The organism is Agrobacterium sp. A3-95 (assembly GCF_053521785.1).
Window position 1 is genome coordinate 105515 of the sequence record NZ_JBNWDR010000003.1, and the last position, 23933, is coordinate 129447.

Sequence of the window (23933 nt, forward strand, 5' to 3'; positions counted from 1 at the left end):
GTATCTCACTCATAAAACAGACAGATGCGTCGACCGTCTATGTCGTTGACACTGATGGTCATGTCGTAGATTTCCCGCAGAACCTCCGGACGGATGATCTGTTCCGCCGGTCCCTGGCGGCAGATTCGGCCATCACGCATGGCGATGATGGTGTCGGAGTACCAGGAGGCGAAGTTGATGTCGTGCAGCACCAGAACCACGGTCTTCTTCAGCTCGTCGGCGGCGCGACGCATGATCTTCATCATGCTTGAGGCGTGTTTCATGTCGAGATTGTTGAGCGGCTCGTCCAGGAGCACATAGTCCGTGTCCTGACACAGAACCATTGCCACGAAGGCGCGCTGACGCTGGCCGCCGGAAAGCTCGTCGAGAAAGCGGCCGGAAAGGTTTTCGAGATGGAGATATTCCAGCGCCCGGTCGATATGGACCTTGTCCTCGATGGTGGGACGGCCCTTGGAATAGGGATAACGTCCAAAACCGACGAGATCGCGCACCGTCAGGCGTGACGAGATGTGGTTGTCTTGCCTGAGGATCGAGAGCCGTTTTGCCAGAGTGTCGGAAGGGGTTTTGGTCACATCCAGCCCGTCCACCGTCACGGTTCCCGCATCCATGGACATCAGCCGTGCCACGATGGAGAGCAGCGTGGATTTTCCCGCCCCGTTCGGCCCGATGATGGAGGTGACGCCGCCTGCCGGAATGGCGACGGAGACGCCATCGACAACAACCGTGTCGCCATAGGATTTGCTGATCTGACTGGCGATGATCATCGCGCACCCCGCTTGAGAATAAGACCGATAAAGACGATGCCGCCCAGAAATTCGATGATGATGGAAAGCGCCGTGTTGAAGGCGAAGATCCGCTCCAGCACCACCTGACCGCCGACCAGGCAGATGATGGCGATGAGGATTGCAGCCGGCAGCACATAGGCATGTTTGCCGTTGCCTGTGAGATAATGGGCCAGCGCCGCAACCAGCAGCCCGAAGAACATGACGGGGCCGACGAGTGCGGTGGAAACGGCAACGAGAACGGAGACCAGCACGAGGATGATCGTCACCGTTCGCTTGTAGTCCACGCCAAGGCTGATGGCCGTTGCGCGGCCGAGCGAAAGAACGTCGAGCGTGTGCAGGAGCCGCAACCCGATAATCGTCACCACGCCGACGATGATGGCTGATACCGCAAGAAGGGTGGGATCGATGGAATTGAAGCTGGCGAACAGCACATCCTGCAGCACCGCATATTCATTGGGGTCCAGTACGCGCTGCATGAAGCCCGAGAGGCTGCGGAAGAACACGCCGAAGACGATGCCGACCAGCACCAGAAGATGCAGGCTGCGTTCCGCGCCGACGAAAAGCCAGCGGTAGAGCAGGGCGGAGAAGGTGACGAGCAGCGCGGTTTCGGCAAGAAACTTCAGCTGCGGATCAATCATCACCACGTTTGCCGAGCCAAACACGAAGATCAGCGCCGTCTGCACCAGCACATAGAGCGAATCGAAACCCATCACCGAAGGGGTGAGAATGCGGTTGTTGGTGACCGTCTGGAACAATACCGTCGAAACGGCGATGGCATAGGCCACCAACAGCAGCGACAGAAGCTTGATGCCGCGAAACGGCAAGATGAAGCTCCAACTGCCCTTTGCACCGAGCGTCATGAAGGCAGCCATGGAGATGAGCGCCAGTGCGAGAAGCATCAGCAGCACGAGTTTCGCGCGCCGGTCGGGATGTCTCTCATGCATGGTGGCGTTTCCGGAGCAGGAGATAGAGGAACAACGCGCTGCCGATGACGCCGACCACGGTTCCGATCGGTATCTCATAGGGCGCGCGCACCGTTCTGCCGATGATGTCGCAGGCAAGAACGAAGACCGCGCCAAGCGTCGCCACCCAGGGCACGGAACGGCGCATATTATCGCCGATCATCAGGCTGACCACATTCGGCACAATCAGGCCGAGAAAAGGGATCATGCCGACGGTCACGACGACGACGGCACTGACCAGCGAGACAATGGTGAGGCCGAGCGCCATTACCCGGCGGTAGTTCAGGCCGAGATTGGTGGTAAAGTCGCGCCCCATGCCTGCCACCGTGAAACGGTCGGCGGCGAGATAGGCGGCGATGGCGAAAACGAAGCCGATCCACAGCAATTCATAGCGGCCACGCAGCACGCCGGAAAAATCCCCGGTCATCCACGCGCCGAGCGATTGCAGCAGATCGAAACGATAGGCGAAGAAAGTGGTGACGGCAGAAATGACGCCGCCCAGCATGATGCCAATCAGCGGCACCAGCAGCACATCGCGCAGCGGCACCTGCCGCAGAATACGCAGGAAAAGTGCGGTTCCAGCCAGCGCGAAAGCGGCCGCCACCAGCATCTTGCCGAAGATCGGCGTTTCCGGGGCAAGCAGGGTGACGGTGAGCAGGCCAAGGCCGGCGGATTCGGTGGTGCCAGCCGTCGAAGGCTCCACGAAGCGGTTGCGCACCAGCATCTGCATGATGAGACCGGCAATCGCCATCGAGCTTCCGGCCAGTATGAGCGCCAGCGTGCGCGGAATGCGGCTGACGAGGAGCACGCGCAGTGCATCCGCGCTCGTATCCGGCGCAAAAAGCGTCGCCAGCGAGACGTTGCTCACGCCGACGAACAGGCTGACGATGGCGAGTGTCAGCGCCAGAAGGAGGGCGAGGATGAGGGACAGGGATTTCACGTCAGTGGTTTTTCGAAAATGGTGATGGCTCGCTTCGACCTCGCAGATTGCCCGGAGGACTGAACCTCTCCTTCGTCATCCTCGGGAGAAGCCCGGGGATGACGTCGCGAAGGCAGTTTTTACGACTTCTTCTCGGACACGGCCTCGTAGACCTGATCAAGCAAGGTGGTGAGCGCCGTATAACCGCTGCTGACGATATAGGCCGCCTGCGGGTCGAGATAGACGATCTGCTTTTTCTTCCAGGCGTTGGTCTGGTGGATCAGTTCGTTGTCCAGCACCTGGGCGGCGGCCTTGCCTGGGTCCGTTGCGCGGCCGATGCCGGCATCGCGGTCGATCACGAACAGCCATTCGGGATTGACCTCGGCCAGATATTCGAAGGACACGACATCGCCCCGGTCGAAGCGGTCATCGATATCAGGAGCGACCGGCTTGAAGCCGATTTCCGTGTGCAGCCAGCCGGTGCGCGAGCTTGGGCCGTAAACACCGACCTTGCCGGCATTGGTGACGAGGATCATCGCCGTGCCGGAATTCGGCGCGATGGCCTTCAGCTTTGCGACCTTCTCGTCAATGGAGGCGTCGAGCTTCTTTGCTTCTTCCTGCTTGCCGAAGATATCGCCGAGCTTGGTGATATTGGCTTTGACGCTCGCGATGAATTCCTTGGAATCGATCGACATGTCGATGGCGGGCGTGATCTTCGCAACATCGGGATATTTCGCCCGCGAACGGCCGCCGACGATGACGAGATCGGCTTCTGCCGCATTGATCGCCTCGTAATCGGGTTCGAACAGCGTGCCGACCTTCAGATATTTGCCATCGGCATATTTCTGGAGATAGGTCGGCAGGTTGGAACCGAGGACACCAGCTGGCTCGACGCCCATCGCATCGAGATTGTCGAGCGAGGGGATATCCAGAATCAGAACCTTTTCCGGCGCGGCTTTCAGAACGGTCTCGCCCTGCGCGTGCTTGATCGTCATTTCCTCAGCGCCTGCGGTCATCGCGCCAAGGCTGAAGGCCGCTGCTGCCAGCAGCCGAACGGGGAAGGTGAAGTTGATGGCCACGGATATGTCCCTTGCAATATGGTTCTTGACCCTGCGGAAGCGGCTCCCGCAGGCGTAACTTGATGTTCGCTGTCAGCTTTATTGGCAAGGTATGCGGAAATCAAAAATATGTTTTAGAATGGTTCTGAATTGCCGTGAGCGGGAAATGTGTGTGGCACCGGAAGCAAACCCCGGAGCCACATCAGGGGCCGTATCTTTTTTCAATTCGGCGGCCAGTCGCCGACGATCTCGCGTCTTTCCAGTTTCAGCGACCGGTCAGGCTGGATGCGGTAGGTTTCAATCGCCAGCCGGCCATCGCCCATGACGAATTCGTGGCTGAGCGTGCTGCCGATGGGTGACTTGGTCAATTTGGTATGGGGTTGTCCGCCATAGGTGATGCTGCCCGGAATGGGTTGCACGTCGGGTGCCGCGGTGGCGCAGCCGGCAAGGCCCAGAACCAGCATGATCGCGATCTTGCGCATGTTTTTCTCCTGCGTTGGACAGGAATACTATCACGGCCGTGCCTTTGCCACACATCCCGTTGCCGTGAATAAAAAGGGCCCCGCATCCGGAAGGAGACGGGGCCAGTTGCCTTGGGAGGCTTTTGTTATCAGTCCTCGTTGGCGGCAAGCTGCGTCAGCACCTCGCCGCGGCCGCGGATGCGCATGATGAGCGGGACGATGAAGGCGGCGGCTGCGACAAGGAACAGGCCGACGGCAATCGGTGAGGTGAGCAGCACGGTCGGGTCGCCCTGGCCGATGGCGAGTGCACGGCGAAGCTGCTGTTCGGCAAGCGGCCCGAGGATGAGGCCGACCACGGCAGGCGCGATCGGATAACCGAAGATGCGCATGATGTAACCAAGGATACCGAAGGCGAGCAGCATGCCGAGTTCGAACACGGACGGGTTGGCGCCGATGGTGCCGAGCGTCGCAAACAGCAGGATGCCGGCATAGAGCCAGGGTTTCGGGATGGTCAGCAGCTTCACCCACAGGCCGATGAGCGGCAGATTCAGCACCAGCAGCATCAGGTTGGCGATGAACAGGCTGGCGATAAGGCCCCAGACCAGCTGCGGATTGGTGGCAAACAGCAGCGGGCCAGGCTGAAGACCGAACTGCTGGAAACCGGCAAGCATGATGGCAGCGGTTGCCGTCGTCGGCAGGCCGAGCGTCAGGAGGGGCACGAGCGTACCGGCAGCGGAGGCATTGTTGGCGGCTTCCGGACCGGCAACCCCTTCGATGGCGCCATGGCCGAATTCTTCCGGATGTTTGCTGAGCCGCTTTTCGGTGGCATAGGAAAGGAAGGTGCCGATTTCAGCACCACCGGCAGGCATGGCGCCAATGGGGAAACCGATCAATGTGCCGCGCAACCAGGGTTTCCAGGAACGCGCCCAGTCCTGCGCACTCATCCAGACCGAACCCTTGACCGCTTCGACCTTCTCGTCGCCACTCTGGCCCTGCGCAACGATGAACAGCGTCTCGCCGATGGCGAACATGGCCACCGCAAGCGTCGTCACTTCCACGCCGTCGAGAAGGTCGGGAATGCCGAAGCTCATGCGGGTCTGGCCGGTCAACTGGTCGATACCGACGATGGCGAGCGCGAAGCCGATGAACAGCGAGGTAAGGCCGCGCAGTGCCGAGTCTCCGAAAGCCGAGGAGACGGTGACAAAAGCGAGCACCATCAGCGCGAAATATTCGCGCGGGCCGAAAACCAGCGCCAGCTTGACGATATAGGGTGCAACAAAGGCGAGAGCGACGGTGGCGATGAGACCAGCGACGAAGGAGCCGATGGCGGCGGTGGCAAGTGCCGGACCGCCGCGGCCCGCACGGGCCATCTTGTTGCCTTCGAGCGCAGTCACGATCGATGCGCTTTCGCCCGGCGTGTTGAGCAGGATCGAGGTGGTCGATCCGCCATACATGCCGCCATAATAGATGCCTGCGAACATGATGAGCGAACCGGCGGGATCAAGCCGGTATGTAACGGGCAGAAGCAGAGCGACCGTCAGCGCCGGCCCGATGCCGGGCAGAACGCCGACGGCAGTGCCGAGTGTCACGCCGATCAGCGCATAGAGCAGGTTCATGGGTTGGGCAGCAACCTCAAGACCGTGCAGCAGGAATTCAAACGTACTCATGGACAGATGTCCCCCAAGTCGAGCAGATGGGCGGGCGGAACGGCTGGCGTTTGCGTCATCGCGCGCCGGCGGTTTCCTGTGATCTCGAATTTTGGTCGGAATGGCTGTTAGAACAACAGCCGTTCCAGAGGCCCGGCAGGCAGAGAAAGCTGCAGCAGCCGCGCAAAGATGATCCAGATGACGAAGCTCAGAGCGATGCCGATGGGGATCGAATACCAGAGCTTGCGTTTGCCGAAGGCGCGCGCCGTAAACGCAAACAGGAGACCGGTGGCGATGGAGAAACCGGCGACGTTCAGCAACAGCATCTGCGCGGCAAGGCCGGTGACGACCCATATGACCGGGGCGACTTCCTGTTTGTCCCGTTCAGGAAAATCACCGCGCCAGGCTTCGATGGCCGTCCAGAGCGCAAGGCCGACAAGACAGAAGGCGATGGCGTAGGGGACCGTTGCCGGACCGACCGGCGAGTAGCCGGTGACGCTGGCGAGACGCGCACTGTCCCAGAAGATCACGCAGGCGATAAGGACGAGGGCTACGGCGATCGCCAGCGCCGCCCAGTCAGGGCGGCGCTCTTGATGTTGTGAAGGGTTGGAACCCTGGCTCATTTTACCAGTCCGATTTCTTTGAGGATGGCGGCGGTGGCGTCGGTGTCCTTGGCAAGCTGCGCCTTGAACTCGTCACCGGAAAGATAGGTATCCATCCAGCTCTTGGTCTTCAGCGTTTCCTGCCACTTTGCGGATTTCGCCAGCTTCTCGATATCGGCGCTGACGGCCTTTTCCTGTTCCGGCGTCAGGCCGGGAGGAGCAGCGACCATGCGCCAGTTCTGTACGACAACGTCGAGGCCGCTTTCCTTGAGCGTCGGCGCGTCAACGCCTTCCAGCTTCTCTTCGCTGGAAACGGCCAGCAGGCGCAGCGTGCCCGCCTTGACCTGGCTTTCGAATTCGCCGTAGCTCGAAATGCCGGCTGTTACCTGCGAGCCGAGGATCGAGGCAAGCGCTTCGCCGCCGCCGGAATAGGCGATGTAGTTGATCTTGGTCGGATCGACGCCGGCCGCCTTGGCGATCAGGCCAACAGCGATATGATCGGTGCCGCCGGCCGAGCCGCCGCCCCAGGACACGCTGCCCGGATCTTTTTTGAGCTGGTCGACGAGGTCGCCGATGGTTTTCAGCGGCGAAGATGCCGGAACGACGATTGCTTCATATTCACCGGTCAGGCGGGCGATTGGCGTCACTTCCTTGAGGGTGACGGGCGCCTTGTTGGTGAGGATCGCGCCGACCATCACGTAACCGCCGACGATGAGGGCGTTCGGGTTGCCCTTCTGCTGGCTGGCGAACTGTGCAAGACCGATGGTGCCGCCGGCACCTGGCACGTTCTGCACCTGAACGCTCTTGGAAATGCCTTCTTCCTGCAGCACGGTCTGCAGGGAACGCGCGGTCTGGTCCCAGCCGCCGCCGGGATTGGCCGGCGCGATGATGGTGTAGTCCGCTGCGACCGCCGGAAGCGCGATCACGCCTGCCAGAAATGTGCCGATAAGAAAATGTTTCACTTAGAAAACCCTCCTCAGGATGCCCTTTTTGGGCGTCGTTTTTCGTTTATGCGGAAGGGAGTTTCAGGCCGTGCTTATCCTGACGCTGCCAGGGCAGCGCGGAGCTCTACGGTCCTCAAGATTTCCTCCCGCATCTTCTTCCGCCTCCACGGAATGAAGAAGGATTGCAGAGCATCATAAAAAGCTGTCATCTAACTGACGCACCGCAAGTCCTTGCGCATTTACTCTCTATTAATTTGTGCTTGCCGTCTACTATTGCGAGCGTAGCGCCTCGTTCCAACGCTCGATCAGGCGGCTGCGCTTGACCTGATCCAGATAGACCATAAGGCCCGGGCTGACGGGCACGGGGCGCAATTGTGCGCCGTGGATCGCCTGCATGGTGTTGGCGGTGTTTTCGCCCGCCACGTCAGGGCTGACGGCGGGGATCTGCAATTGCCGGGCCATGATCGTCTGGCCCTCCTTGGACATGAAGAATTCGAGATAGCGGCGGCCGAGCGCCGGGTTGGCGGCGGCTTCCGGCACCAGCCCGATGCGCGACATGACCACGGTATAGTCCTTGGGCAGAACGATGCCGACATCGGGATGGCGCGAGGCCCAGTCGGCCGCGTAGGAACCGAGAATATTGTAGCCCAGCACGAAGCGCCCGTTGGAGACACGCTCCAGAATGGCGGATGACGTGGAATAGACCTTCACGCCGGCCGCGCCCATAGCCTTGATGACGCTCCATATATCGCCGAACTGCTCCTGATCGCGCGACATGAACAGGAAGCCGACGCCGGAGCGCTCAATGTCGTAGGTAGCGATGCGGCCATGCACTTCCTTGGCGTGGCGCTCAAGATAATCGACGAATTCGGCACGGGTGGCGGGCGGCTTTTCGGTGGTGAAGCTCGGCTTGTGATACACGAACACCGCCGGCTCGAAGGTCAGCGCATAGGCGGTGTTGCGCCAGTTGGCCCAGGTGGGCCAGCGCGCGCTCATGGCAAGGTCGGAGCGCTGGGCGTAACCGTCATTGCTCAACTTCACCTGCAAATCCATGGCGGATGAAAAGGCGAAATCGGCGGTCTTTTTGCCCGCATCGGTTTCTTTCACGATGCGATCATAGATTTCGCCGGTCAGCATGTCCTCGTAATGGACGGCGATATCGGGGTTTGCCTTCTGGAAACCCTCGATCATCGGCGTGGCCAGCGGTTCGTCCAGCGAGGAATAAACCACCAGCGTTTCCGCATCCGCCTTGCCTGATGGTGCAGGGAAAACGGCGACTTGTGCAAGCGCCGGTGAGGCCATGCAAAGACAGAGACAGAGAAAAACGGCGATACGCATGGAAAAGATCATGCCGCACGCGCTTGCCATTCACAAGCGCCAAGGGCTTGGATAAGCTCGGCAATGTTGCGGGAGGAAGAATTGCGTATTTTGCTGGTCGAGGACAATCAGGTGCTGTCGGAAGGGCTGTGTGCGCTTCTGCGCGGCAGCGGTTATGCGGTGGATGTCGTTTCAGACGGCGCTTCCGCCGACGCGGCGATTGCGGCGGAAAATTTCGATCTCGTCATTCTCGACCTCAACCTGCCGGAAATGGACGGCATCGAGGTGCTGCGCTCCATGCGCTCGCGCCAGGACAAAGCGGCGGTGCTGATCCTGACGGCGCGTGGCACGCCGGAGGAGAAGGTCAAAGGGCTCGATCTCGGCGCCGACGACTACATGATCAAGCCCTTCGACATCACCGAATTTGAGGCGAGGGTGCGGGTGCTGCTGCGTCGCAATGCCGGCCTGCGCTCTTCTACGCTCAGTTTCGGCAAAGTCCTGTTCGACCTCACATCCCGCACCTTTTCAGCCGATGGGCGCCCGCTCGATATTCCGGCGCGTGAAGTGGCGCTGCTCGAGGTGCTGTTCATGCGGGCGGGCAAGGTGGTTGCCAAGGAGGCGATCGTGCAATCGCTGACCGGTTTCGACGACGAGATATCAGGCAACGCCATCGAGCAATATGTCAGCCGGCTGCGCAAGCGGCTTGCCCCCCACGGGCTGACGGTGAAGACGGCGCGTGGCATCGGCTATTATCTGGAAAAGCTGCCGGAGATGGCTGAATGAGACAGGCCGCCTATTCGCTCAGGCGGCGTCTTTTAGGCTGGCTTCTCATCTCCACCGCCATCATCGGCTGCGTTGCGCTCACTGATACCTGGCGCGAGGCGGTCAATACGGCCAATGTCGTCTCCGACCGGGTGCTGTCAGGTTCCGCGCTTGCGATTGCCGAGCGGGTGGTGGTGGCCGAAGACGGCTCGCTGGAGGTCGATATTCCCTATGTCGCGCTGGAAATGCTGACATCGGCGGCGCAGGACCGGGTGTTTTACCGTGTCGACGGGCCAAACGGGCAATTTCTCACCGGTTACCAGAACCTGCCGACGGTGGAGAATCCGGCCGGAGAAACGCCTGCCTATCGCGATGCAGTGTTTCGTGACGAGCCGATCCGCATCGCCGCGATCCGCCGTTTTGCCTCCACCGGCATCAATTCCGTGCCCTTTTCCGTGACGGTGGCTGAAACGACGATCGCCCGCAGCCAGCTTGCGCAGGCCATCATCCTGCGCTCGGCCTTGCGCCTGCTGTTCATGATCGTGGGCGCGGCGATCATTGTCTGGATCGCGGTGACGATTTCGCTCCGGCCGCTTTACCGGCTCAGCGAAGCGATTGCCGAGCGCAGCCCCAACGACCTGCATCCAATCCGGCAATCCGTGCCGGTGGAGGTGGAAAATCTGGTGGAAACGGTCAATTCCTTCATGGTGCGGCTGCAATCGGCGCTCGATGCGCTCAGGCATTTCACCGGTAATGCCAGCCATCAATTGCGCACGCCGCTTGCCATCATCAGCACCCAGCTTGCGCTTTCCGCCCGCGCCGCAAGTCTCGAAGACGCGCAGGCGGCGGCGCGCAAGGGCGGCGCTTCGGTGGCCCATGCCGAACACATCCTCGCCCAGTTGCTGCGCATGGCCAATATCGATGCCGCCGGTTCGAGCGAAAAACATGATTTTTCCCAGATCGACCTCGTGGCGGTGGCGCAAAACGTGACGGCAGATTTCGTGCCACGCGCGGCCGACGCCGGCATCGATCTCGGTTTCGAAGGCGAGGGCGAAGCGACAATTCTCGCCGAGCCGCTCCTTATCGGTGAACTGATCGGCAATCTCGTTTCCAATGCCATCAACTACGCGGGGCGTGGTGCGGAAGTCACCGTGCGCGTCGGTAGGCAAGCGGGCGCCGTCTGGCTGGAAGTGGAAGATAACGGCCCCGGCATACCCACGGAAAAACGCGCCATGGTGCGCCAGCGCTTCGCCCGCGGCGAAGCCAACGCCGCCCCCGGCGCCGGCCTCGGCCTTGCGATCATCGAGGAGATCGCCGGGCTGTTCGGCGGGCGACTGACGCTTGAGGACGGCGCGGGCGGGCGGGGCTTAAGGGCCCGGGTAGAGTTTTCCTGAGGCGGCACTGCTGCGCCGTCCCCTTGGAGGAGACTCGCGGTCCTATTCGTTCATCTTATCGATAATCTGCATCATGATGTCGGCGCAGGCCTTCATCGGCTCGTCATCGGCACATTTGACGTCGATTTTGCGCTCGCCGTCTTCAATCCTGAAATGCGCTGCCTTGGAGGGCGGGGGTGGCATTCTCTTGCCATGCGGGCCGTCCCGCCAGCCTGCTTCCCTCGGACCACCAGGGCCGGGCGGAGGAGGTGGCGGCGGCGCATCCGCCCTTGAACCAGCGTCCGCTGGTCCTGGCGGTGGTGGCGGCTGCTGGGCGAAGCTGGACCCCGCCGCGATGAGAAACGCGGCGCCGGCAATGACGAGTTTTTTCATGTGAGAGACCTCGCTGTTGGGCTACAGTGAAGAAACGGTCACATGGGATGCTCGGTTGCCGGTCGGTAAAAATAATTCCGCGTTGTTTTCGTGGCGTATTAGCCCATCCGTTCCGAAGCGTAGCTGCCCGGGCTTGGCGGGAAGACTACGGTGCGGTTGCCGTTGATGAAGGTGCGGTGGTGGATGTGAGCATGGATGGCGCGTGCCAGTACCTGGCTTTCCACATCACGGCCAAGAGAGACATAGTCTTCGGCAGATTGGGCATGGGTGACGCGCACCGTGTCCTGCTCGATGATCGGGCCTTCGTCCAGATCGGCGGTGACGTAATGGGCTGTCGCGCCGATCAGCTTTACGCCGCGGTCATAGGCCTGCTTGTAGGGGTTGGCGCCCTTGAAGGATGGCAGGAAGGAGTGGTGGATGTTGATGATCCGGCCCGACATCTTGCGGCACATGTTGTCGGACAGCACCTGCATGTAACGCGCCAGCACCACCAGTTCGGTGCCGCTGGTCTCGATCAGGTCCATCAGCTGCGCTTCGGCCTGCGGCTTGTTTTCCTTCGTTACCTTGATGTGGTGGAAGGGAATATCGTGGTTGACCACCACTTTCTGATATTCGAAATGGTTGGAGACGACGCCGACGATATCGATCGGCAGCGCGCCGATCTTCCAGCGGTAGAGCAGATCGTTGAGGCAATGGCCGAAGCGGGACACCATCAGAAGTGTTTTCATGCGCTGGCCGTCGCTATAGATGCGGGCTTCCATGCCGAATTTTTCCGCCACCGGCTGAAAGCCCTCTGTGATGGCCTGCATCGTCGCGCCCTCTTCGGAAATGAAGGAAACGCGCATGAAGAACTTGCCGGTCTCGAGGTCGTCAAACTGCGAACTGTCGACGATGTTGCAGCCCTTTTCCGCCAGATAACCGGAAATCGCGGCGACGATGCCGCGGGTCGATTTGCAGGCTACTGTCAGAACATAGGTTGTCATTCGTTTTCCCTCAAAGACTTTGAACCGGCGCAGTTGGCGCGTTCCATAGCGCAGCTCTGTGGCGGAGCAAAGCGCCAAGACGAGTGCAGCAAAGTCATAAGACGGGAAAAGGGGCCGCGCCGTGCCGGAAGCGACATGGAATGTTCCACGGCCAGCACGGCGGCGGCAGGCGTTGCCGCCTGCCGTTACCGCTCTCAGGCGCGGCGCAGGCGCATGGCCGGGCGGCCGCGGCCGTCGATCAGCTCCAGCGAGCCGCGGCGCGGTTCGAGCCGGAAGGAGCGGGCGCCTTCAAGCGCTTCGATGAACTGCCTTTCCTGGCGCATGATGTCAGGAGCGCAGGCCATCTGGGTGGAAATCATCCGGCCGAAATCGACGCGGTTGCGGCTTATCTTCACCTCGCCGCCGATGCCGTTGCAGCCGGCATTGCCGGAAACGCGGCCCTCGCGGGAGATTTCCAGCGTTGCCTCGCGGCGGCCGCGAACCCTTTCGCCACGGATTTCCTGCACCAGCCAGCGCCCCTCAATGCCAGCCTGCGGCTCCGGCCTGCCTGGAGCCGCCGCCACCCGTTCCAGAACGAGATCGGTGTCGTCACGCCCACCGGCCAGAACCGAGTAACGGCGCGTTGTGGTGAAGAGCAGCCGGTCGCCCTCGCGGATTTCGGCGCTGAGCGCATAGGAGCGGCGGCCACGGATGTCGCGGTCGTCATAACGCAAAACGAAGGGTACCGGCACCTGCCCACGCGGGCGTATGGTTGTTTCGGCGATCGTCTGCGAAGGCGCGTCCGCCAGCGAGACATCGATGAGGCGCACCGTAACAGTCGCGCCCGGCGGCAGTGCGATCCGCTCGCGATAGGAAACGCTGCCGCGCAGGCTTGCGGGTGCGGCAGCCGCACCGCCCGCTGCAAAAAGCGGTGCAAGCGCGAGGAGCCCTGCGAAATTCCGGCGCGAAAGAAGTGGCTGGCGGTCGTTCATATGGTGCTTGCTCCGTGCTGCTGATCGAATTTCAGCGGATGATAAAAAACGGCACTGAACGGGCGATGAACCGGTGAATGTTTCCTCACGAGTGGGGCTGAGCCATCACGGATTGATGAGGAAGGAGGGAGGCCACCACCAGCAGCCTCCCATTCACTTAGCCACGGAAACTGTCCCGCAGCGCTTCGAACTTCGCCAGCTGATCGCCACGCAGTTCCTTGTTTTCGTCGCGACGGACGAAAATCTTGAACATGGCACCGCCGGCGGCATTCATGAACCAGACGGAACAGGAGCGTCGGCCGTGAAAACCGCGATCGACGAAGGTGATGCCGGTGCAATTGTCCTTCTTGATGTGGCCGCCGATGGGGCTGTCACCGTGGATGTTGAACCAGCCGTGGCTTTCGCTGCCCTCTGGCAGGTCGCCCGGCACTTCCAGCACGATATCGCCGGTCTGGACGATCATCAGGACTTCGCCCCAGCCGCGCATCTCGTTCCAGATCGCGTCGAACTGATCGGAACCAGCCGAAACGGCCGCACCTTGCGGCAGGATCGCCAGAATTTCGGCTGATGTCACCTCTGCCTTGGCGGCAATGGCTTCCACGATGCCGTCAGGCTTTTCGGCAAGTGCTGCGGCAGCGCGGGCCTGCCGGTCATCGGTCTTTTGGGCTGCAATGCTCATCGGCGCGCCTCAGGCGGCAATCGAACGGCGTTCGCCATTCTTGTCTTCGTGGATGATGACGTCAAAACCTTCGAAATGCGGGCCGGAAAGATATTCGACCTTGCCACGGTTCTCACCGGCCTTGGCATGGGCGGCACGGAACTGTTCGGATTTGGTCCAGCTCAGGAAATCGTCCTTGGTGGCCCAGACGGTGTGCGAGGCATAGAGCGTGTGGTCATCCGCCTTCGGGCCTTTCAGCATGTGAAATTCGATATAGCCCGGCAGCTCGCTCAGGTGCGATTTACGCTCGCGCCAGATGGATTCAAAGGTATCCTCATAGCCCGGTACGACGCGAAAACGGTTCATTGCGATAAACATGGAAGTCTCCCTTTAAGTTTACAGTTGCAGTCAGGATATCCAGCCGAAGCGTGGATGGAAAGAGGCTGACGATAAAGCGAACAATTTTACTCCACTTATTGATTGCGCCTTCTATAAACATGTGCAAATAACTCAAGTTAAATAAGATGGGCAATCCCGTATCCGCCCGTGCCAGCTTGTGTTTCAGGATAGCGTCATGTTGAATTTAAGCCTTCGCTCGTTCGTTTTCGCCGCCCTCGTGCCCGCCGTCATCGCCGTTACCGCGCCCGGAGCTAGAGCTTCGGACAAGGGCAATCCGGAGGCGAAACGCATCGTTGCAGTCGGCGGTACGGTAACGGAAATCCTTTATGCGCTTGGCGCGAGCGACCGCATAGTTGCGCGTGACAGCACCAGCAGCTATCCGGCGGACGTGCTGTCCAAGCCCGATATCGGCTATATGCGGGCGCTCTCGTCGGAGGGCATTCTGTCGCAGAAGCCCGATCTCATCCTGTCTGAAGACGGGTCCGGCCCGGCGGATGTCGTTGCCATCCTCAAGGCCAGTGCGGTGCCTTTCGTCACCGTCGATACCCCGCCGAGCGGCGACGCCATCCCCAGGAAGATCGAAGATGTCGGTGCGGCAGTTGGTCTTGCCGACAAGGCAAAGGCATTGGCCGCGGAAACCAAAGCCGGGCTTGATGTGCTCGCCAAGGACGTCTCAGCCGTGCCGGAAAAGAACAGGAAGCGTGTGCTCTTCGTGCTCTCCAGCGCCGGCGGTCGCATCATGGCGGCGGGCAAGGGCACCGAAGCGGCGGCGATCATCGAAATGGCCGGCGGCATCAATGCCGCGCAGGAAATCAGCGGGTACAAGCCGTTGACGGATGAGGCGGTCATCGCCTCCGCGCCCGATGTGGTGCTGACCATGGCGCGCGGTGACCATGCCGGCAAGGCGGATGAGATTTTCGCGCTGCCCGCGTTCCAGTCCACGCCGGCTGCTGCGGAGAAGGCGCTGATCAGCATGGACGGGCTTTACCTCATCGGTTTTGGCCCGCGCACGCCCGCCGCCGGTCGTGAACTGGCGCACAAGCTCTACCCTGATGTGGTGAAGCCGTGAGCCTTGCTGCCTTGAGTTCCACGGAGGGCAGGGTTGCCGGTGACAGATCCCGTCAGGGGGTTGTTACCCTTGCCGCGCTCGTTGGCATCCTGCTGTTTGCCTGCGGCGTGTCGCTCGTCAGCGGACCCACGGGTGTGGGCATTTCCGAACTCTGGGCCTATCTGACTGGCAGCGCGGATCAACTCGATGCGCGTGATAAAGTCATTCTCGAGGCGGTGCGACTGCCGCGCACGGCGCTCGGCATGTTGATCGGTGCTGGGCTTGGCGTCTCGGGCGCCATGATGCAGGGTCTTTTCCGCAATCCGCTGGCCGATCCCGGCATTGTCGGTGTCACCTCGGGTGCAGCACTTTTTGCGGTTGCGGCAATCTCTCTTGGGGAAGGTGCGCTCGCAACCGTCGCCGTATTTTTCGGCCCGCATTTTCTGCCGCTGATGGCGTTTTTCGGCGGGCTTTTGAACACCTGGCTGCTTTACGTCATTGCCACAAGGGATGGCGCCACCTCCACGACGACGCTTATTCTGGCCGGCATTGCGGTTGCGGCGATTAGCGGTGCGCTGACCGGCCTGATGATTTTTGTGGCCGATGACCGGGCGCTCCGCGACATCACCTTCTGGTCTCTCGGTTCGCTTGGTGGGGCCACCCCTGCCAAGGTTCTCGCCACCTTGCCCTTCATCGTCGTCGTGCTCGCCATCATTCCCTTTGTCGCAAGGGGCCTGGATGCGCTGATCCTTGGCGATGCGGCGGCCTTTCACATGGGCATTCCCGTGCAGCGGCTGAAGCGAGTCGTCATTCTGGCCGTTGCCGCTGCCTGCGGGGCAAGCGTGGCGGCTGCCGGCTCCATCGGTTTTGTCGGGATCGTCGTGCCGCATCTGCTGCGGCTTGCCATTGGCCCATCGCACCGCTTCCTGCTGCCGGCCTCTGCACTTGGCGGGGCCGCACTTCTGCTTCTCGCCGACAGTTTTGCCCGCACGGTTGCGGCACCGGCGGAATTGCCCATCGGCGTGGTCACCGCGCTGATCGGCGCGCCGGTGTTCCTGTTCCTGCTGCTCGGCCGCGGCGGATTTTCCATGCGGAACATGTCATGATCCGGGCCGAAAACCTCACCCTCATCCGCTCCGGCCGCCGTCTGCTCGACGAGGTCTGCGTCGATCTGAAGCCCGGCAAGGTCAATGTCATTATCGGTCCGAACGGTGCCGGCAAATCGACGCTGATGAAGGTTCTGTCCGGCGAGATGCGTGCCGAGGCCGGTTCAGTGACCTATAATGATGTTGCCCTGCCGTTGTTTACGCCGGTTCAGCTTGCGCGCATCCGTGCCGTGCTGCCGCAGAATACCCAGCTTGCCTTTCCTTTCACCGCGCTCGAAATCGTGCGCATGGGCGCTGTCGCGCAAGGGTCGCGCGCGCCGGAAGAGCAGGCCCGCCGGGCGCTCGCCAGGGCGGGGCTTCGCGGGTTCGAGCAGCGCTCCTACAACATGCTGTCTGGCGGCGAGCAGCAGCGCGTGCAATTTGCCCGCGCTCTCGCCCAGGTGCCGCATCCCGTGGAAAACGGCGAGGTGCGGGCTCTCTTTCTCGATGAGCCGACGGCCAGTCTCGATATAGGCCACCAGATCGCGGTGCTGGAAACGGCGCGGGATTTCGCTATTGGCGGCGGTCTCGTGCTTGCCATCCTGCACGATCTCAACCTTGCGGCAGAATTTGCCGATCAACTTATCGTCATGCATGGCGGCCGGGTAACGGCGAGCGGTCCATCGCTGGACACGATCAGCGACGAGACGATTGCAAGGGTCTATGGGATTGGCGGCGTCGTCGGACGTCTGCCGGCGCGGCATATTCCTTATGTGCTGCCGCAGTCGAGGCATCGCTAGAGCATTTCCAGGAAAAGTGGAACCCGGTTTTCCGTCAGGAAATGCGACAAGGCTCTAAAGGTGATGTCGCCTCAGCTTTCCGGCCGGGTGACGATGAAGAGTGCAGAGCCGAGCATGACGGCGGCAACGATTGCCGCGCGCAGAGCCGGCGGGTCGCTCAGGAACCAGAAGGCGGCATAACTCGCACACATGGCCGACAGGGCCGCAATCTTCGCCTTGCGGGCAATTGCGCCGCGTTCGCGCCATTGCCGAAGCGACGGGCCGAATCGGGGGTGGGTCAGAAGCCACGCCTCGAGTTTCGGTGAGGAGCGGGAAAAGCACCAGAGCGCCAGCAGCAGAAATGGCGTGGTGGGCAAAACGGGAAGAAACGCGCCGACGATGCCGGTCGCGACCATAAGCCAGCCAAGACAGAGGTACAGAAGGCGCATGGATATGCCGGTATCATGAGTTCTCTACTCAGGATAGAGCGGCGGGGCGAAATGTGAGGGCCATTTTGACCGGAAAGCCCGCGTGTCCACGTCATGCGCCAACTGTTTCGCCATCACATTTGCCGTGATCGGGCGGTTTCCCCTGCTCCTTAATCCGTCTTTAGGGTTGAAAGCACGGCACTCTGTCTTTATCCCCTTGGTCCGCAATGTCCGGAGCACAACCGGACGACGACGAGATAAGAAGCAGAAGGAAAACACCATGGCCAAGCTGATCCACTCGATGGTCCGGGTGCTGGAAGAAAAGCGTTCGGTGGAGTTTTACAAGCAGGCTTTCGGGCTTGAGATTGCGGAACGTGCCGAGTTCGAAAATTTCACGCTGATCTATCTCAGCAATGCCGAAGGCGATTTCGAGCTGGAGCTGACTGTCAACCGGGGTCGCGAAGTGCCCTATGCGCTGAGTGACGGCTACGGCCATCTCGCGGTCAGCGTTGCCGATGTGGATGCCGAACATCAGCGTTTCATCGAGCTTGGCCTGTCTCCGGGCAAGATCATCGAAGCCGACCATAAAGGTCAGCCTTTCGCGAAATATTTCTTCATTTGCGATCCGGATGGCTACAAGATCGAAGTGCTGCAGCGCGGCAACCGGTTCAAGTAACAAAGAGGCACAACATGGCAGAGGCAGGCGTCAAACTCGAAGACAGCTGGAAACGTGTTCTTTCCACCGAATTCGCCAGCCCCTACATGCAGAAGCTCAAAGATTTCCTGCTTGCCGAAAAAACTGCTGGCAAGCACATCTTTCCCAAGGGTGCCGAATATTTCCGGGCGCTGGATCTGACCCCGCTCGACAGGGTCAAGGTCGTCATTCTGGGGCAGGACCCCTATCATGGGGTTGGCCAGGCACATGGGCTTTGCTTTTCGGTGCAGCCCGGTGTGCGCATTCCGCCCTCGCTCGTCAATATCTACAAGGAATTGCAGAGCGATCTGGGCATCCGCCCCGTCAGTCACGGTTTTCTGGAAAGCTGGGCGAAACAGGGCGTGCTTTTGCTCAACAGCGTGCTGACGGTGGAAGAATCGCGCGCTGCCTCGCATCAGGGGCAGGGATGGGAAAAGTTCACCGATGCCGTCATCCGCGCCGTCAATGACGAATGTGAGCATGTGGTGTTCCTGCTCTGGGGTTCCTATGCCCAGAGGAAGGCGGCTTTCGTGGACCAGAAAAAACATCTCGTGCTGCGCTCGCCGCACCCTTCGCCGCTTTCGGCCCATAACGGCTTTTTCGGCAATGGCCATTTTTCCAAGGCAAACGCCTTCCTGGTATCCCATGGCCGCGAGCCTATCGACTGGCAATTGCCGGAAACTGCTTAAACAACCTTCCAGCCTCCTCCGTCATGCCGGCTCAAGACGGGCATGACGGGGAGTGCAGCAAACATCTTTACAGCGCAGTCGGGTCCGGTTTAAGAATACTCGACTACAAAGTGAAGGATTTATGCCCGTGTCTCTCCTGTCTGCAGAAACCTCTGTCTCGCTGCCCGATCCCGCATCGATCGTCGATGCTTTCGAGGATCATTTTTCGGAGCATATGGAGATGGAGCGGGAAGGGGCGACGGTGCGTTTCAAGGCGGAATATGGCCATGGCAGCTTCAGCGCCGAAGGTGGCCGGTTCGCCGCGCGGGTAAGCTGCGTTTCGGAACATATATTGACGTCGGTCAAGGCCATGGTGGCTGAGCATATCGTTGAGTTTTCCGGCAAGACGGGACTCGATTTCCGTTGGAGCGGACACGGCGCCTATCAGCGCGAGCTACCCAATCTCTTCGTCGGCAAGGTTGCCCGCGCCTATAATCTGACGCCGCATATGCGCCGTCTCGTGGTGTCCGTCGAAAGCGGTATTGAAAGGCTTGTCACCGGCGGCATGCATGTTCGCCTGCTGCTCGTTCCCGATCAGGCGCGCGCTGCGGTCTGGCCTTACCTCGCGCCCACCGGCGCGATCGTCTGGCCGGCGGGCGACGATCTTCTGACGCGGCGCGTCTATACCATCCGCTCCGGCGATGTCGGCCGCGGTGAGGTGGATATCGATTTCGTCATGCATGAGGGCGATGACATGCCGGGCGCAAATTTCGGCGCGACGGCAAAGCCGGGCGACGTTCTCGGCATCATCGGTCCGAGCGGCACTTGCCCGGAAGCGGAGCGTTACGTCTTTGCCGGCGACGAGACCGCGCTGCCGGTGATGCTGCGCATGGCGGCGGAAATGCCTGTTGGCAAGACGCTCAGCGTCTATGCCGAGATCGACAACGAGGCGGAGCGGCAGGAGATCGTCTGCGCCGCCAATGTCGAATGGACATGGCTTTATCGGCGCGGCAAGCCCGCCGGCACATCGGGCCTTATCGAACAGGCGTTGCGCGGCCATGCCTGGACGGGCGAGCATGACGGTCTGCATGTTTTTGTTGCCTGCGAGAAGGCCGAGGCGAGGGCGGCGAAATCCTTCCTCACTGATGAGATCGCCTTCCCCAAGGCATCGCTGCGCGCCGTCGGTTACTGGAGCATGGGCCTCGCCGACGATCATTGAGGCATGCCTCTATCGACTGGGTTGAACAGTCGGTTTTATCGTTCACCAATCGGGAACAATCCGTTCCTGTTGCCGGTCTATGCCCGCAGCACTTCTTACCCCATCTTCACGCCATGAACACGGCTGGCCCGATTGACGGGCCGCCAAGGCGAAAAGGGGTTTATCATGTTGAACCAGATCAAGGGCCTGCACCACGTCACCTCCATGGCCGGTAGTGCGCGCCAGAACAACGGCTTTTTCACCGATACGCTCGGCCTGCGCCGGGTGAAGAAGACGGTCAATTTCGATGCGCCGGATGTCTACCATCTCTATTATGGCGATGAGGTCGGCACGCCCGGCTCCGTCATGACTTACTTCCCGTTCCCGCATATTGCCCGTGGTCGTCCCGGCACCGGCGAAGTGGGCACAACGCTGTTTTCCGTCCCGGAAGGCTCGCTCGGCTACTGGCAGGATCGTCTTTCCAAGGCGGGCGTGGACGGTCTGAAGGCTGACGAGGCATTCGGCAACAAGCGCCTGCATTTTGCAGGTCCCGATGGTGATGGTTTTGCGCTGGTCGAGATCAAGGATGATGCCCGCTCGCAGTGGACCGGCAATGGGGTCAGTGCGGATCAGGCGATCCACGGTTTTCAGGGCGCCTCCTTGCGCCTTCGTGACGAAGGGGCAACCGCCGAGCTTTTGAAGTTCATGGGGTATGAGGAAGTGGACCGCCAGGATGGCGTGCTGCGTCTCGGCATGCCCGGCGGCAACGGTGCTGATGTCATCGACATCGAAACCATGCCGAACATCTCCGGCGCGCGCCTTGGGGCGGGTTCGGTGCACCACATCGCCTTTGCGGTCGAAAACCGCGAAAAGCAGCTCGAAGTCCGCAAGGCGCTGATGGATACGGGCTATCAGGTGACCCCGGTGATCGACCGCGATTATTTCTGGGCGATCTATTTCCGCACGCCCGGCGGTGTGCTGTTCGAAGTGGCCACCAACGAGCCCGGTTTCGACCGCGACGAGGACACGGCGCATCTCGGCGAGGCGCTGAAGCTGCCGACCCAGCACGCGCATCTGCGCGCCCAGCTGGAAAAGCAGCTGGAGCCGCTGGGTGACGAGAAGGCGGTTTAGCCCTATCGAACCTGGCCATCCTTCGGCGAAACGTTTGCCACTCTTTTCTTCTCCCCGTCCGGGGAGAAGACGACACGCTGAAACCTCTCGCTCGACATGTGATGCCCAATGCCTTGCGGCAGAGTGAGCTCGGTATCGCTGAATTTCTCCTTTCAGAAAGGATTATCCAATGACCAAAGACACATATTTCCACAAATCCCGTGCCGGCGTTGCGGGTGCACCGCTTTTCGTCGTGCTGCACGGCACCGGCGGTGATGAAAACCAGTTCTTCGATTTCGGCTCGGGCCTGTTGCCGAATGCCACGATTGTCTCGCCGCTCGGCGATGTCGCCGAGCATGGCGCTGCGCGGTTTTTCCGGCGCACGGGTGAGGGCGTTTACGACATGGCCGATCTAGAGCGGGCAACAGCCAAGCTGGCGGATTTCGTCAAAGCCAACCGGGAGCACTATCAGGCTGGTCCGGTAATCGGTCTCGGTTTCTCCAACGGCGCGAATATCCTCGCAAATGTGCTGATCGAACAGCCGGAGCTTTTTGATGCCGCCGTGCTTATGCATCCGCTCATCCCGTTCGAGCCGCAGGCGGCTGCGGCCAAATCCTCGCGCCGGGTGCTGATCACGGCCGGAGAACGCGATCCCATCTGCCCGGTGCCGCTGACGAAGGCGCTGGAAAAGAGCCTTGAAGCGCAGGGCGGCACGGTGAAAACGGTGTGGCATCCGGGCGGGCATGAAATCCGTTCGAACGAGATCGAGGCGGTGCGGGAGTTTCTAGCGCCTTATGGAGGGTAGCTTTCTGCCCGGCCTCCTTCCTCACCGGCATGCCGGATCTAGTCTGGGGTGACGGTGAGGGTAGGTGATCCGCCTTTCCGCATCGCATCCAGGCAGAACGATCCTGCTACCCCCGCCTTAGCGATATCCGCATTGCTGCAACTGCGCCTCGTAACGCAGCGCCATGTTGGCGGAGCGGCGGGCGGCTTTCTGGACGGCGGAATTGTTGCGCCAGCTTCCCTTGGCGTAACCGGCATGGCCGGAATAATAAGCGAGGTAGAGGTTATAGGGATCGTTCAGCGCAATGCCGTTTTCGCGGCGGCTCTTGGCGTGATACCAGCCGACGAAATGGATCGCGTCGGTGAAATCCGTGCGGCTTGCCGACCAGCGGCCGGTTTCGCGCTTGTAGACTTCCCATGTACCGTCCAGCGCCTGGGCATAACCGTAAGCGGTGGACTGGCGCGTCCAGGGAATGAAGCCGAAGAGTTTGGTGCGCGGCGGGCGGGCATAGGGGCGGAAGGCAGATTCGGTGTAGATCGTTGCCATCATCACCGGCACCGGCACGCCGAACTCCCGTTCGGCTGCCCTCGCGTCACGTCGCCAATTGTTGAAGAGGCCGTTCCGCTGCTCGAAAATCGCACAGGCATTGGTGACCTGCGACGGTGCGGTTGCGCAACCAGCCAGTACAGTCATCAGTAAAACAACGGCAAATACGCCACGCATCGCGGAACCCTTTCGTTCCGCTATTCTTAAATTGCTAACCATTAACGTCGGGTTTTAAGACAAGGTTAATTCAAATGCCGCCGATCAAGCGCTTGTTAACCCGCTGAAAATTCCTGTGTCCGGGATGCGGCAAAACCATGGGGTGAGTGGCGTTTTTTTCCGGGCATGGCATTACCGGCATCCCCGCACATCCCCGGTCTCACAAAGCCGCTTATGCTTATCCCATCCCGGTCATCCAGCGTGCGCGCGGCGCAAGGTGGGCGGGGCAGGCGGCCAAAACCGGGGAGTTTCCCGATGTCACGGTTGAGGCGGCCGGCGGCGGGTCACATGTTGAAGCCGGGGCCGCATCGTCTGCAAAACCCTACTACACCATTTGATACTCCCGCAGCGATGCGGCCCCTTTATCGCTTCTAAGCGTTGCCTCGGTTTCGGGGCGACGGGCGCGGGCTATGTTTCCGGAGAGCCTGCCCCCTGTACAAAAATGAAAACCGATAAAATTGTAGCAATCGGCTTAAAGCGGCTGAAAACAGTGCTGTGCCATTGTGGGATCACAGACAAGGAGCGGACAACCTGCAAGGACGGGGCCGCTGCGGAAAACAGAAATCGAGACCGGCACAAGCCGGCGGATCGTCAAACGGGGTATGAAAATGCTGAAGAAGATTATTGCTGCCGCCATCTGCGGAATTGCCATTGCTTCCATGTCCACTCATGCCGATGCGGCTGGTGCCGCCGGTTTTGCCCGCAGCTTTGCCGCAGCCGAAAAGAGCGCCTTAACACAGATCGGTATGTCGGCGCCCGGCGGTTTCGATGGCTGCGTTCTGTCCGCCGGCCAGTGCGTTTCGACGATTGCCGCGCCGCTGACCGGCGAACGCCGCGATGAACTGCTGCGCGTCAACCGCGATGTGAACGCCACCATGGGCGCACTCGATGATTATTTCTCCGGCTTTTCAGCCGATGTTCCGGCAACGCCTTCGGTAAGCGCCAATGATTGTGGCGATTGTGCCGCGATCAAGCGCACGGCACTGGCCGGTGCCGGCTGGTCTTCCGCAGCACTGCGCCTTGCCTTTTTGCTTGATGATGACGGATCGCTCGAAAAGGTGCTTGTTGTCACCACAGACAAGGGCGATATCGTGCTCGGCAACGCCGCTTTCTCTCCGGTTGAGCGCGAAACCGCGCTCTAACC

Annotated in this window: 28 protein-coding genes; 12 read left to right on the forward strand and 16 right to left on the reverse strand. The window is 60.8% G+C overall.

The features are described from left to right. Positions 1 to 5: 5 nt before the first annotated feature. The 9 genes from ACQZ5Y_RS09895 to ACQZ5Y_RS09935 form a co-directional block, all read right to left on the reverse strand. Positions 6 to 764, reverse strand: a complete 759-nt coding sequence (locus tag ACQZ5Y_RS09895) for an iron ABC transporter ATP-binding protein (RefSeq protein ID WP_003514045.1) — start codon at positions 762 to 764, stop codon at positions 6 to 8. Further along, a complete protein-coding gene (locus ACQZ5Y_RS09900; protein ID WP_111790597.1) occupies positions 761 to 1729 on the reverse strand; it encodes an iron chelate uptake ABC transporter family permease subunit in 969 nt (322 codons plus the stop codon). The genes ACQZ5Y_RS09895 and ACQZ5Y_RS09900 overlap by 4 nt, the downstream gene beginning before the upstream one ends. Then, positions 1722 to 2687 carry an ABC transporter permease gene (locus ACQZ5Y_RS09905; protein ID WP_013636757.1) on the reverse strand — a complete coding sequence of 322 codons (966 nt, stop codon included), beginning with the start codon at positions 2685 to 2687 and terminating at the stop codon, positions 1722 to 1724. The genes ACQZ5Y_RS09900 and ACQZ5Y_RS09905 overlap by 8 nt, the downstream gene beginning before the upstream one ends. Before the next feature lie 119 nt (positions 2688 to 2806). After that, positions 2807 to 3745 (reverse strand): siderophore ABC transporter substrate-binding protein, encoded by a 939-nt coding sequence (locus ACQZ5Y_RS09910; RefSeq protein WP_111783480.1) that lies wholly within the window; start codon positions 3743 to 3745, stop codon positions 2807 to 2809. Positions 3746 to 3945: 200 nt separating this feature from the next. After that, positions 3946 to 4206, reverse strand: coding sequence for a hypothetical protein (locus ACQZ5Y_RS09915; protein ID WP_003514037.1), 261 nt, complete (start codon positions 4204 to 4206; stop codon positions 3946 to 3948). A 128-nt stretch (positions 4207 to 4334) separates the two neighbouring features. Next, a complete protein-coding gene (locus ACQZ5Y_RS09920) occupies positions 4335 to 5852 on the reverse strand; it encodes a tripartite tricarboxylate transporter permease (RefSeq protein WP_003514036.1) in 1518 nt (505 codons plus the stop codon). Between the two features lie 107 nt (positions 5853 to 5959). Further along, entirely contained in the window at positions 5960 to 6454 is a 495-nt protein-coding gene (locus ACQZ5Y_RS09925; RefSeq protein WP_003514034.1) for a tripartite tricarboxylate transporter TctB family protein, read from the reverse strand. Continuing rightward, positions 6451 to 7395, reverse strand: coding sequence for a Bug family tripartite tricarboxylate transporter substrate binding protein (locus tag ACQZ5Y_RS09930; RefSeq protein WP_003514032.1), 945 nt, complete (start codon positions 7393 to 7395; stop codon positions 6451 to 6453). The genes ACQZ5Y_RS09925 and ACQZ5Y_RS09930 overlap by 4 nt, the downstream gene beginning before the upstream one ends. Positions 7396 to 7647: 252 nt before the next feature. Then, complete coding sequence (locus ACQZ5Y_RS09935) at positions 7648 to 8727, reverse strand: ABC transporter substrate-binding protein (RefSeq protein WP_174050029.1); 1080 nt, start codon at positions 8725 to 8727, stop codon at positions 7648 to 7650. Positions 8728 to 8796: 69 nt separating this feature from the next. Between ACQZ5Y_RS09935 and ACQZ5Y_RS09940 the strand changes: the two genes are divergently transcribed. Both ACQZ5Y_RS09940 and ACQZ5Y_RS09945 read left to right on the forward strand, forming a co-directional pair. Then, on the forward strand, positions 8797 to 9477 hold the full coding sequence (locus tag ACQZ5Y_RS09940; protein ID WP_065658689.1) for a response regulator: 681 nt from the start codon (positions 8797 to 8799) through the stop codon (positions 9475 to 9477). Then, the gene (locus ACQZ5Y_RS09945) at positions 9474 to 10850 is read left to right on the forward strand and encodes a sensor histidine kinase (RefSeq protein WP_019565082.1); all 1377 of its coding nucleotides are present in this window, start codon (positions 9474 to 9476) and stop codon (positions 10848 to 10850) included. Before ACQZ5Y_RS09940 ends, ACQZ5Y_RS09945 begins: the two co-directional genes overlap by 4 nt. A 42-nt stretch (positions 10851 to 10892) precedes the next feature. Here ACQZ5Y_RS09945 and ACQZ5Y_RS09950 read toward each other — a convergent pair whose 3' ends face one another. The 5 genes from ACQZ5Y_RS09950 to ACQZ5Y_RS09970 all read right to left on the reverse strand — a co-directional run bounded on the left by ACQZ5Y_RS09950 (position 10893) and on the right by ACQZ5Y_RS09970 (position 14212). Beyond that, entirely contained in the window at positions 10893 to 11222 is a 330-nt protein-coding gene (locus ACQZ5Y_RS09950) for a hypothetical protein (RefSeq protein WP_003514020.1), read from the reverse strand. A 98-nt stretch (positions 11223 to 11320) separates the two neighbouring features. Next, a complete protein-coding gene (gene purU / locus ACQZ5Y_RS09955) occupies positions 11321 to 12205 on the reverse strand; it encodes a formyltetrahydrofolate deformylase (RefSeq protein ID WP_003514019.1) in 885 nt (294 codons plus the stop codon). Positions 12206 to 12399: 194 nt separating this feature from the next. Further along, positions 12400 to 13176: a YbaY family lipoprotein gene (locus tag ACQZ5Y_RS09960; RefSeq protein ID WP_013636750.1), complete on the reverse strand. Its 777-nt coding sequence runs from the start codon at positions 13174 to 13176 to the stop codon at positions 12400 to 12402. Positions 13177 to 13333: 157 nt separating this feature from the next. Continuing rightward, on the reverse strand, positions 13334 to 13855 hold the full coding sequence (hutX, locus tag ACQZ5Y_RS09965) for a heme utilization cystosolic carrier protein HutX (RefSeq protein WP_013636749.1): 522 nt from the start codon (positions 13853 to 13855) through the stop codon (positions 13334 to 13336). 9 nt (positions 13856 to 13864) lie between these two features. Further along, positions 13865 to 14212, reverse strand: a complete 348-nt coding sequence (locus ACQZ5Y_RS09970; protein WP_003514016.1) for an antibiotic biosynthesis monooxygenase family protein — start codon at positions 14210 to 14212, stop codon at positions 13865 to 13867. 196 nt (positions 14213 to 14408) lie between these two features. Between ACQZ5Y_RS09970 and ACQZ5Y_RS09975 the strand changes: the two genes are divergently transcribed. From ACQZ5Y_RS09975 to ACQZ5Y_RS09985, 3 genes are read left to right on the forward strand one after another with little or no spacing between them, the layout of a single operon-like run. Further along, positions 14409 to 15302 carry a heme/hemin ABC transporter substrate-binding protein gene (locus ACQZ5Y_RS09975; protein ID WP_038492086.1) on the forward strand — a complete coding sequence of 298 codons (894 nt, stop codon included), beginning with the start codon at positions 14409 to 14411 and terminating at the stop codon, positions 15300 to 15302. Next, entirely contained in the window at positions 15299 to 16387 is a 1089-nt protein-coding gene (locus ACQZ5Y_RS09980; protein ID WP_038492083.1) for a FecCD family ABC transporter permease, read from the forward strand. Before ACQZ5Y_RS09975 ends, ACQZ5Y_RS09980 begins: the two co-directional genes overlap by 4 nt. Beyond that, positions 16384 to 17166 carry a heme ABC transporter ATP-binding protein gene (locus ACQZ5Y_RS09985; RefSeq protein ID WP_111796450.1) on the forward strand — a complete coding sequence of 261 codons (783 nt, stop codon included), beginning with the start codon at positions 16384 to 16386 and terminating at the stop codon, positions 17164 to 17166. Before ACQZ5Y_RS09980 ends, ACQZ5Y_RS09985 begins: the two co-directional genes overlap by 4 nt. Before the next feature lie 71 nt (positions 17167 to 17237). Here ACQZ5Y_RS09985 and ACQZ5Y_RS09990 read toward each other — a convergent pair whose 3' ends face one another. Continuing rightward, positions 17238 to 17594 (reverse strand): YbaN family protein, encoded by a 357-nt coding sequence (locus ACQZ5Y_RS09990; RefSeq protein ID WP_003514002.1) that lies wholly within the window; start codon positions 17592 to 17594, stop codon positions 17238 to 17240. A gap of 259 nt (positions 17595 to 17853) precedes the next feature. On the opposite strand from ACQZ5Y_RS09990, the gene ACQZ5Y_RS09995 reads away from it, so the two are divergent. From ACQZ5Y_RS09995 to ACQZ5Y_RS10015, 5 genes are all read left to right on the forward strand, one after another. After that, positions 17854 to 18249, forward strand: a complete 396-nt coding sequence (locus tag ACQZ5Y_RS09995; RefSeq protein WP_112161730.1) for a VOC family protein — start codon at positions 17854 to 17856, stop codon at positions 18247 to 18249. A 14-nt stretch (positions 18250 to 18263) separates the two neighbouring features. Beyond that, positions 18264 to 18956 carry a uracil-DNA glycosylase gene (gene ung / locus ACQZ5Y_RS10000; protein WP_174049927.1) on the forward strand — a complete coding sequence of 231 codons (693 nt, stop codon included), beginning with the start codon at positions 18264 to 18266 and terminating at the stop codon, positions 18954 to 18956. A gap of 121 nt (positions 18957 to 19077) precedes the next feature. Further along, positions 19078 to 20154 carry a siderophore-interacting protein gene (locus ACQZ5Y_RS10005; protein WP_174049925.1) on the forward strand — a complete coding sequence of 359 codons (1077 nt, stop codon included), beginning with the start codon at positions 19078 to 19080 and terminating at the stop codon, positions 20152 to 20154. Between the two features lie 165 nt (positions 20155 to 20319). After that, positions 20320 to 21264: a VOC family protein gene (locus ACQZ5Y_RS10010; protein ID WP_003513996.1), complete on the forward strand. Its 945-nt coding sequence runs from the start codon at positions 20320 to 20322 to the stop codon at positions 21262 to 21264. 169 nt (positions 21265 to 21433) lie between these two features. Further along, positions 21434 to 22048 (forward strand): alpha/beta hydrolase, encoded by a 615-nt coding sequence (locus ACQZ5Y_RS10015; RefSeq protein WP_065658661.1) that lies wholly within the window; start codon positions 21434 to 21436, stop codon positions 22046 to 22048. Positions 22049 to 22165: 117 nt separating this feature from the next. Here ACQZ5Y_RS10015 and ACQZ5Y_RS10020 read toward each other — a convergent pair whose 3' ends face one another. Further along, a complete protein-coding gene (locus ACQZ5Y_RS10020) occupies positions 22166 to 22750 on the reverse strand; it encodes a transglycosylase SLT domain-containing protein (RefSeq protein WP_013636743.1) in 585 nt (194 codons plus the stop codon). 146 nt (positions 22751 to 22896) lie between these two features. Here ACQZ5Y_RS10020 and ACQZ5Y_RS10025 point away from each other — a divergent pair, with 146 nt between their 5' ends. Further along, positions 22897 to 23127 (forward strand): hypothetical protein, encoded by a 231-nt coding sequence (locus ACQZ5Y_RS10025; RefSeq protein WP_174049923.1) that lies wholly within the window; start codon positions 22897 to 22899, stop codon positions 23125 to 23127. A 270-nt stretch (positions 23128 to 23397) separates the two neighbouring features. Continuing rightward, entirely contained in the window at positions 23398 to 23931 is a 534-nt protein-coding gene (locus ACQZ5Y_RS10030) for a transglutaminase-like cysteine peptidase (protein ID WP_174049921.1), read from the forward strand. The last annotated feature ends 2 nt before the right edge of the window (positions 23932 to 23933 follow it).

Excerpts from the sequence above, each read along its gene's own strand:
- ung (WP_174049927.1), top strand. The coding sequence starts at position 18,264 with ATGGCAGAGGCAGGCGTCAAACTCGAAGACAGCTGGAAACGTGTTCTT.
- ACQZ5Y_RS10015 (WP_065658661.1), top strand. The coding sequence starts at position 21,434 with ATGACCAAAGACACATATTTCCACAAATCCCGTGCCGGCGTTGCGGGT.
- ACQZ5Y_RS09900 (WP_111790597.1), bottom strand. The coding sequence starts at position 1,729 with ATGCATGAGAGACATCCCGACCGGCGCGCGAAACTCGTGCTGCTGATG.
- ACQZ5Y_RS09915 (WP_003514037.1), bottom strand. The coding sequence starts at position 4,206 with ATGCGCAAGATCGCGATCATGCTGGTTCTGGGCCTTGCCGGCTGCGCC.
- ACQZ5Y_RS09935 (WP_174050029.1), bottom strand. The coding sequence starts at position 8,727 with ATGATCTTTTCCATGCGTATCGCCGTTTTTCTCTGTCTCTGTCTTTGC.
- ACQZ5Y_RS10010 (WP_003513996.1), top strand. The coding sequence starts at position 20,320 with ATGTTGAACCAGATCAAGGGCCTGCACCACGTCACCTCCATGGCCGGT.
- ACQZ5Y_RS09895 (WP_003514045.1), bottom strand. The coding sequence starts at position 764 with ATGATCATCGCCAGTCAGATCAGCAAATCCTATGGCGACACGGTTGTT.
- ACQZ5Y_RS09985 (WP_111796450.1), top strand. The coding sequence starts at position 16,384 with ATGATCCGGGCCGAAAACCTCACCCTCATCCGCTCCGGCCGCCGTCTG.
- ACQZ5Y_RS09975 (WP_038492086.1), top strand. The coding sequence starts at position 14,409 with ATGTTGAATTTAAGCCTTCGCTCGTTCGTTTTCGCCGCCCTCGTGCCC.
- ACQZ5Y_RS09995 (WP_112161730.1), top strand. The coding sequence starts at position 17,854 with ATGGCCAAGCTGATCCACTCGATGGTCCGGGTGCTGGAAGAAAAGCGT.
- ACQZ5Y_RS09950 (WP_003514020.1), bottom strand. The coding sequence starts at position 11,222 with ATGAAAAAACTCGTCATTGCCGGCGCCGCGTTTCTCATCGCGGCGGGG.
- purU (WP_003514019.1), bottom strand. The coding sequence starts at position 12,205 with ATGACAACCTATGTTCTGACAGTAGCCTGCAAATCGACCCGCGGCATC.
- ACQZ5Y_RS09920 (WP_003514036.1), bottom strand. The coding sequence starts at position 5,852 with ATGAGTACGTTTGAATTCCTGCTGCACGGTCTTGAGGTTGCTGCCCAA.
- ACQZ5Y_RS09990 (WP_003514002.1), bottom strand. The coding sequence starts at position 17,594 with ATGCGCCTTCTGTACCTCTGTCTTGGCTGGCTTATGGTCGCGACCGGC.
- ACQZ5Y_RS09945 (WP_019565082.1), top strand. The coding sequence starts at position 9,474 with ATGAGACAGGCCGCCTATTCGCTCAGGCGGCGTCTTTTAGGCTGGCTT.
- ACQZ5Y_RS10030 (WP_174049921.1), top strand. The coding sequence starts at position 23,398 with ATGCTGAAGAAGATTATTGCTGCCGCCATCTGCGGAATTGCCATTGCT.
- ACQZ5Y_RS09925 (WP_003514034.1), bottom strand. The coding sequence starts at position 6,454 with ATGAGCCAGGGTTCCAACCCTTCACAACATCAAGAGCGCCGCCCTGAC.
- hutX (WP_013636749.1), bottom strand. The coding sequence starts at position 13,855 with ATGAGCATTGCAGCCCAAAAGACCGATGACCGGCAGGCCCGCGCTGCC.
- ACQZ5Y_RS10020 (WP_013636743.1), bottom strand. The coding sequence starts at position 22,750 with ATGCGTGGCGTATTTGCCGTTGTTTTACTGATGACTGTACTGGCTGGT.
- ACQZ5Y_RS09960 (WP_013636750.1), bottom strand. The coding sequence starts at position 13,176 with ATGAACGACCGCCAGCCACTTCTTTCGCGCCGGAATTTCGCAGGGCTC.
- ACQZ5Y_RS09970 (WP_003514016.1), bottom strand. The coding sequence starts at position 14,212 with ATGTTTATCGCAATGAACCGTTTTCGCGTCGTACCGGGCTATGAGGAT.
- ACQZ5Y_RS10005 (WP_174049925.1), top strand. The coding sequence starts at position 19,078 with ATGCCCGTGTCTCTCCTGTCTGCAGAAACCTCTGTCTCGCTGCCCGAT.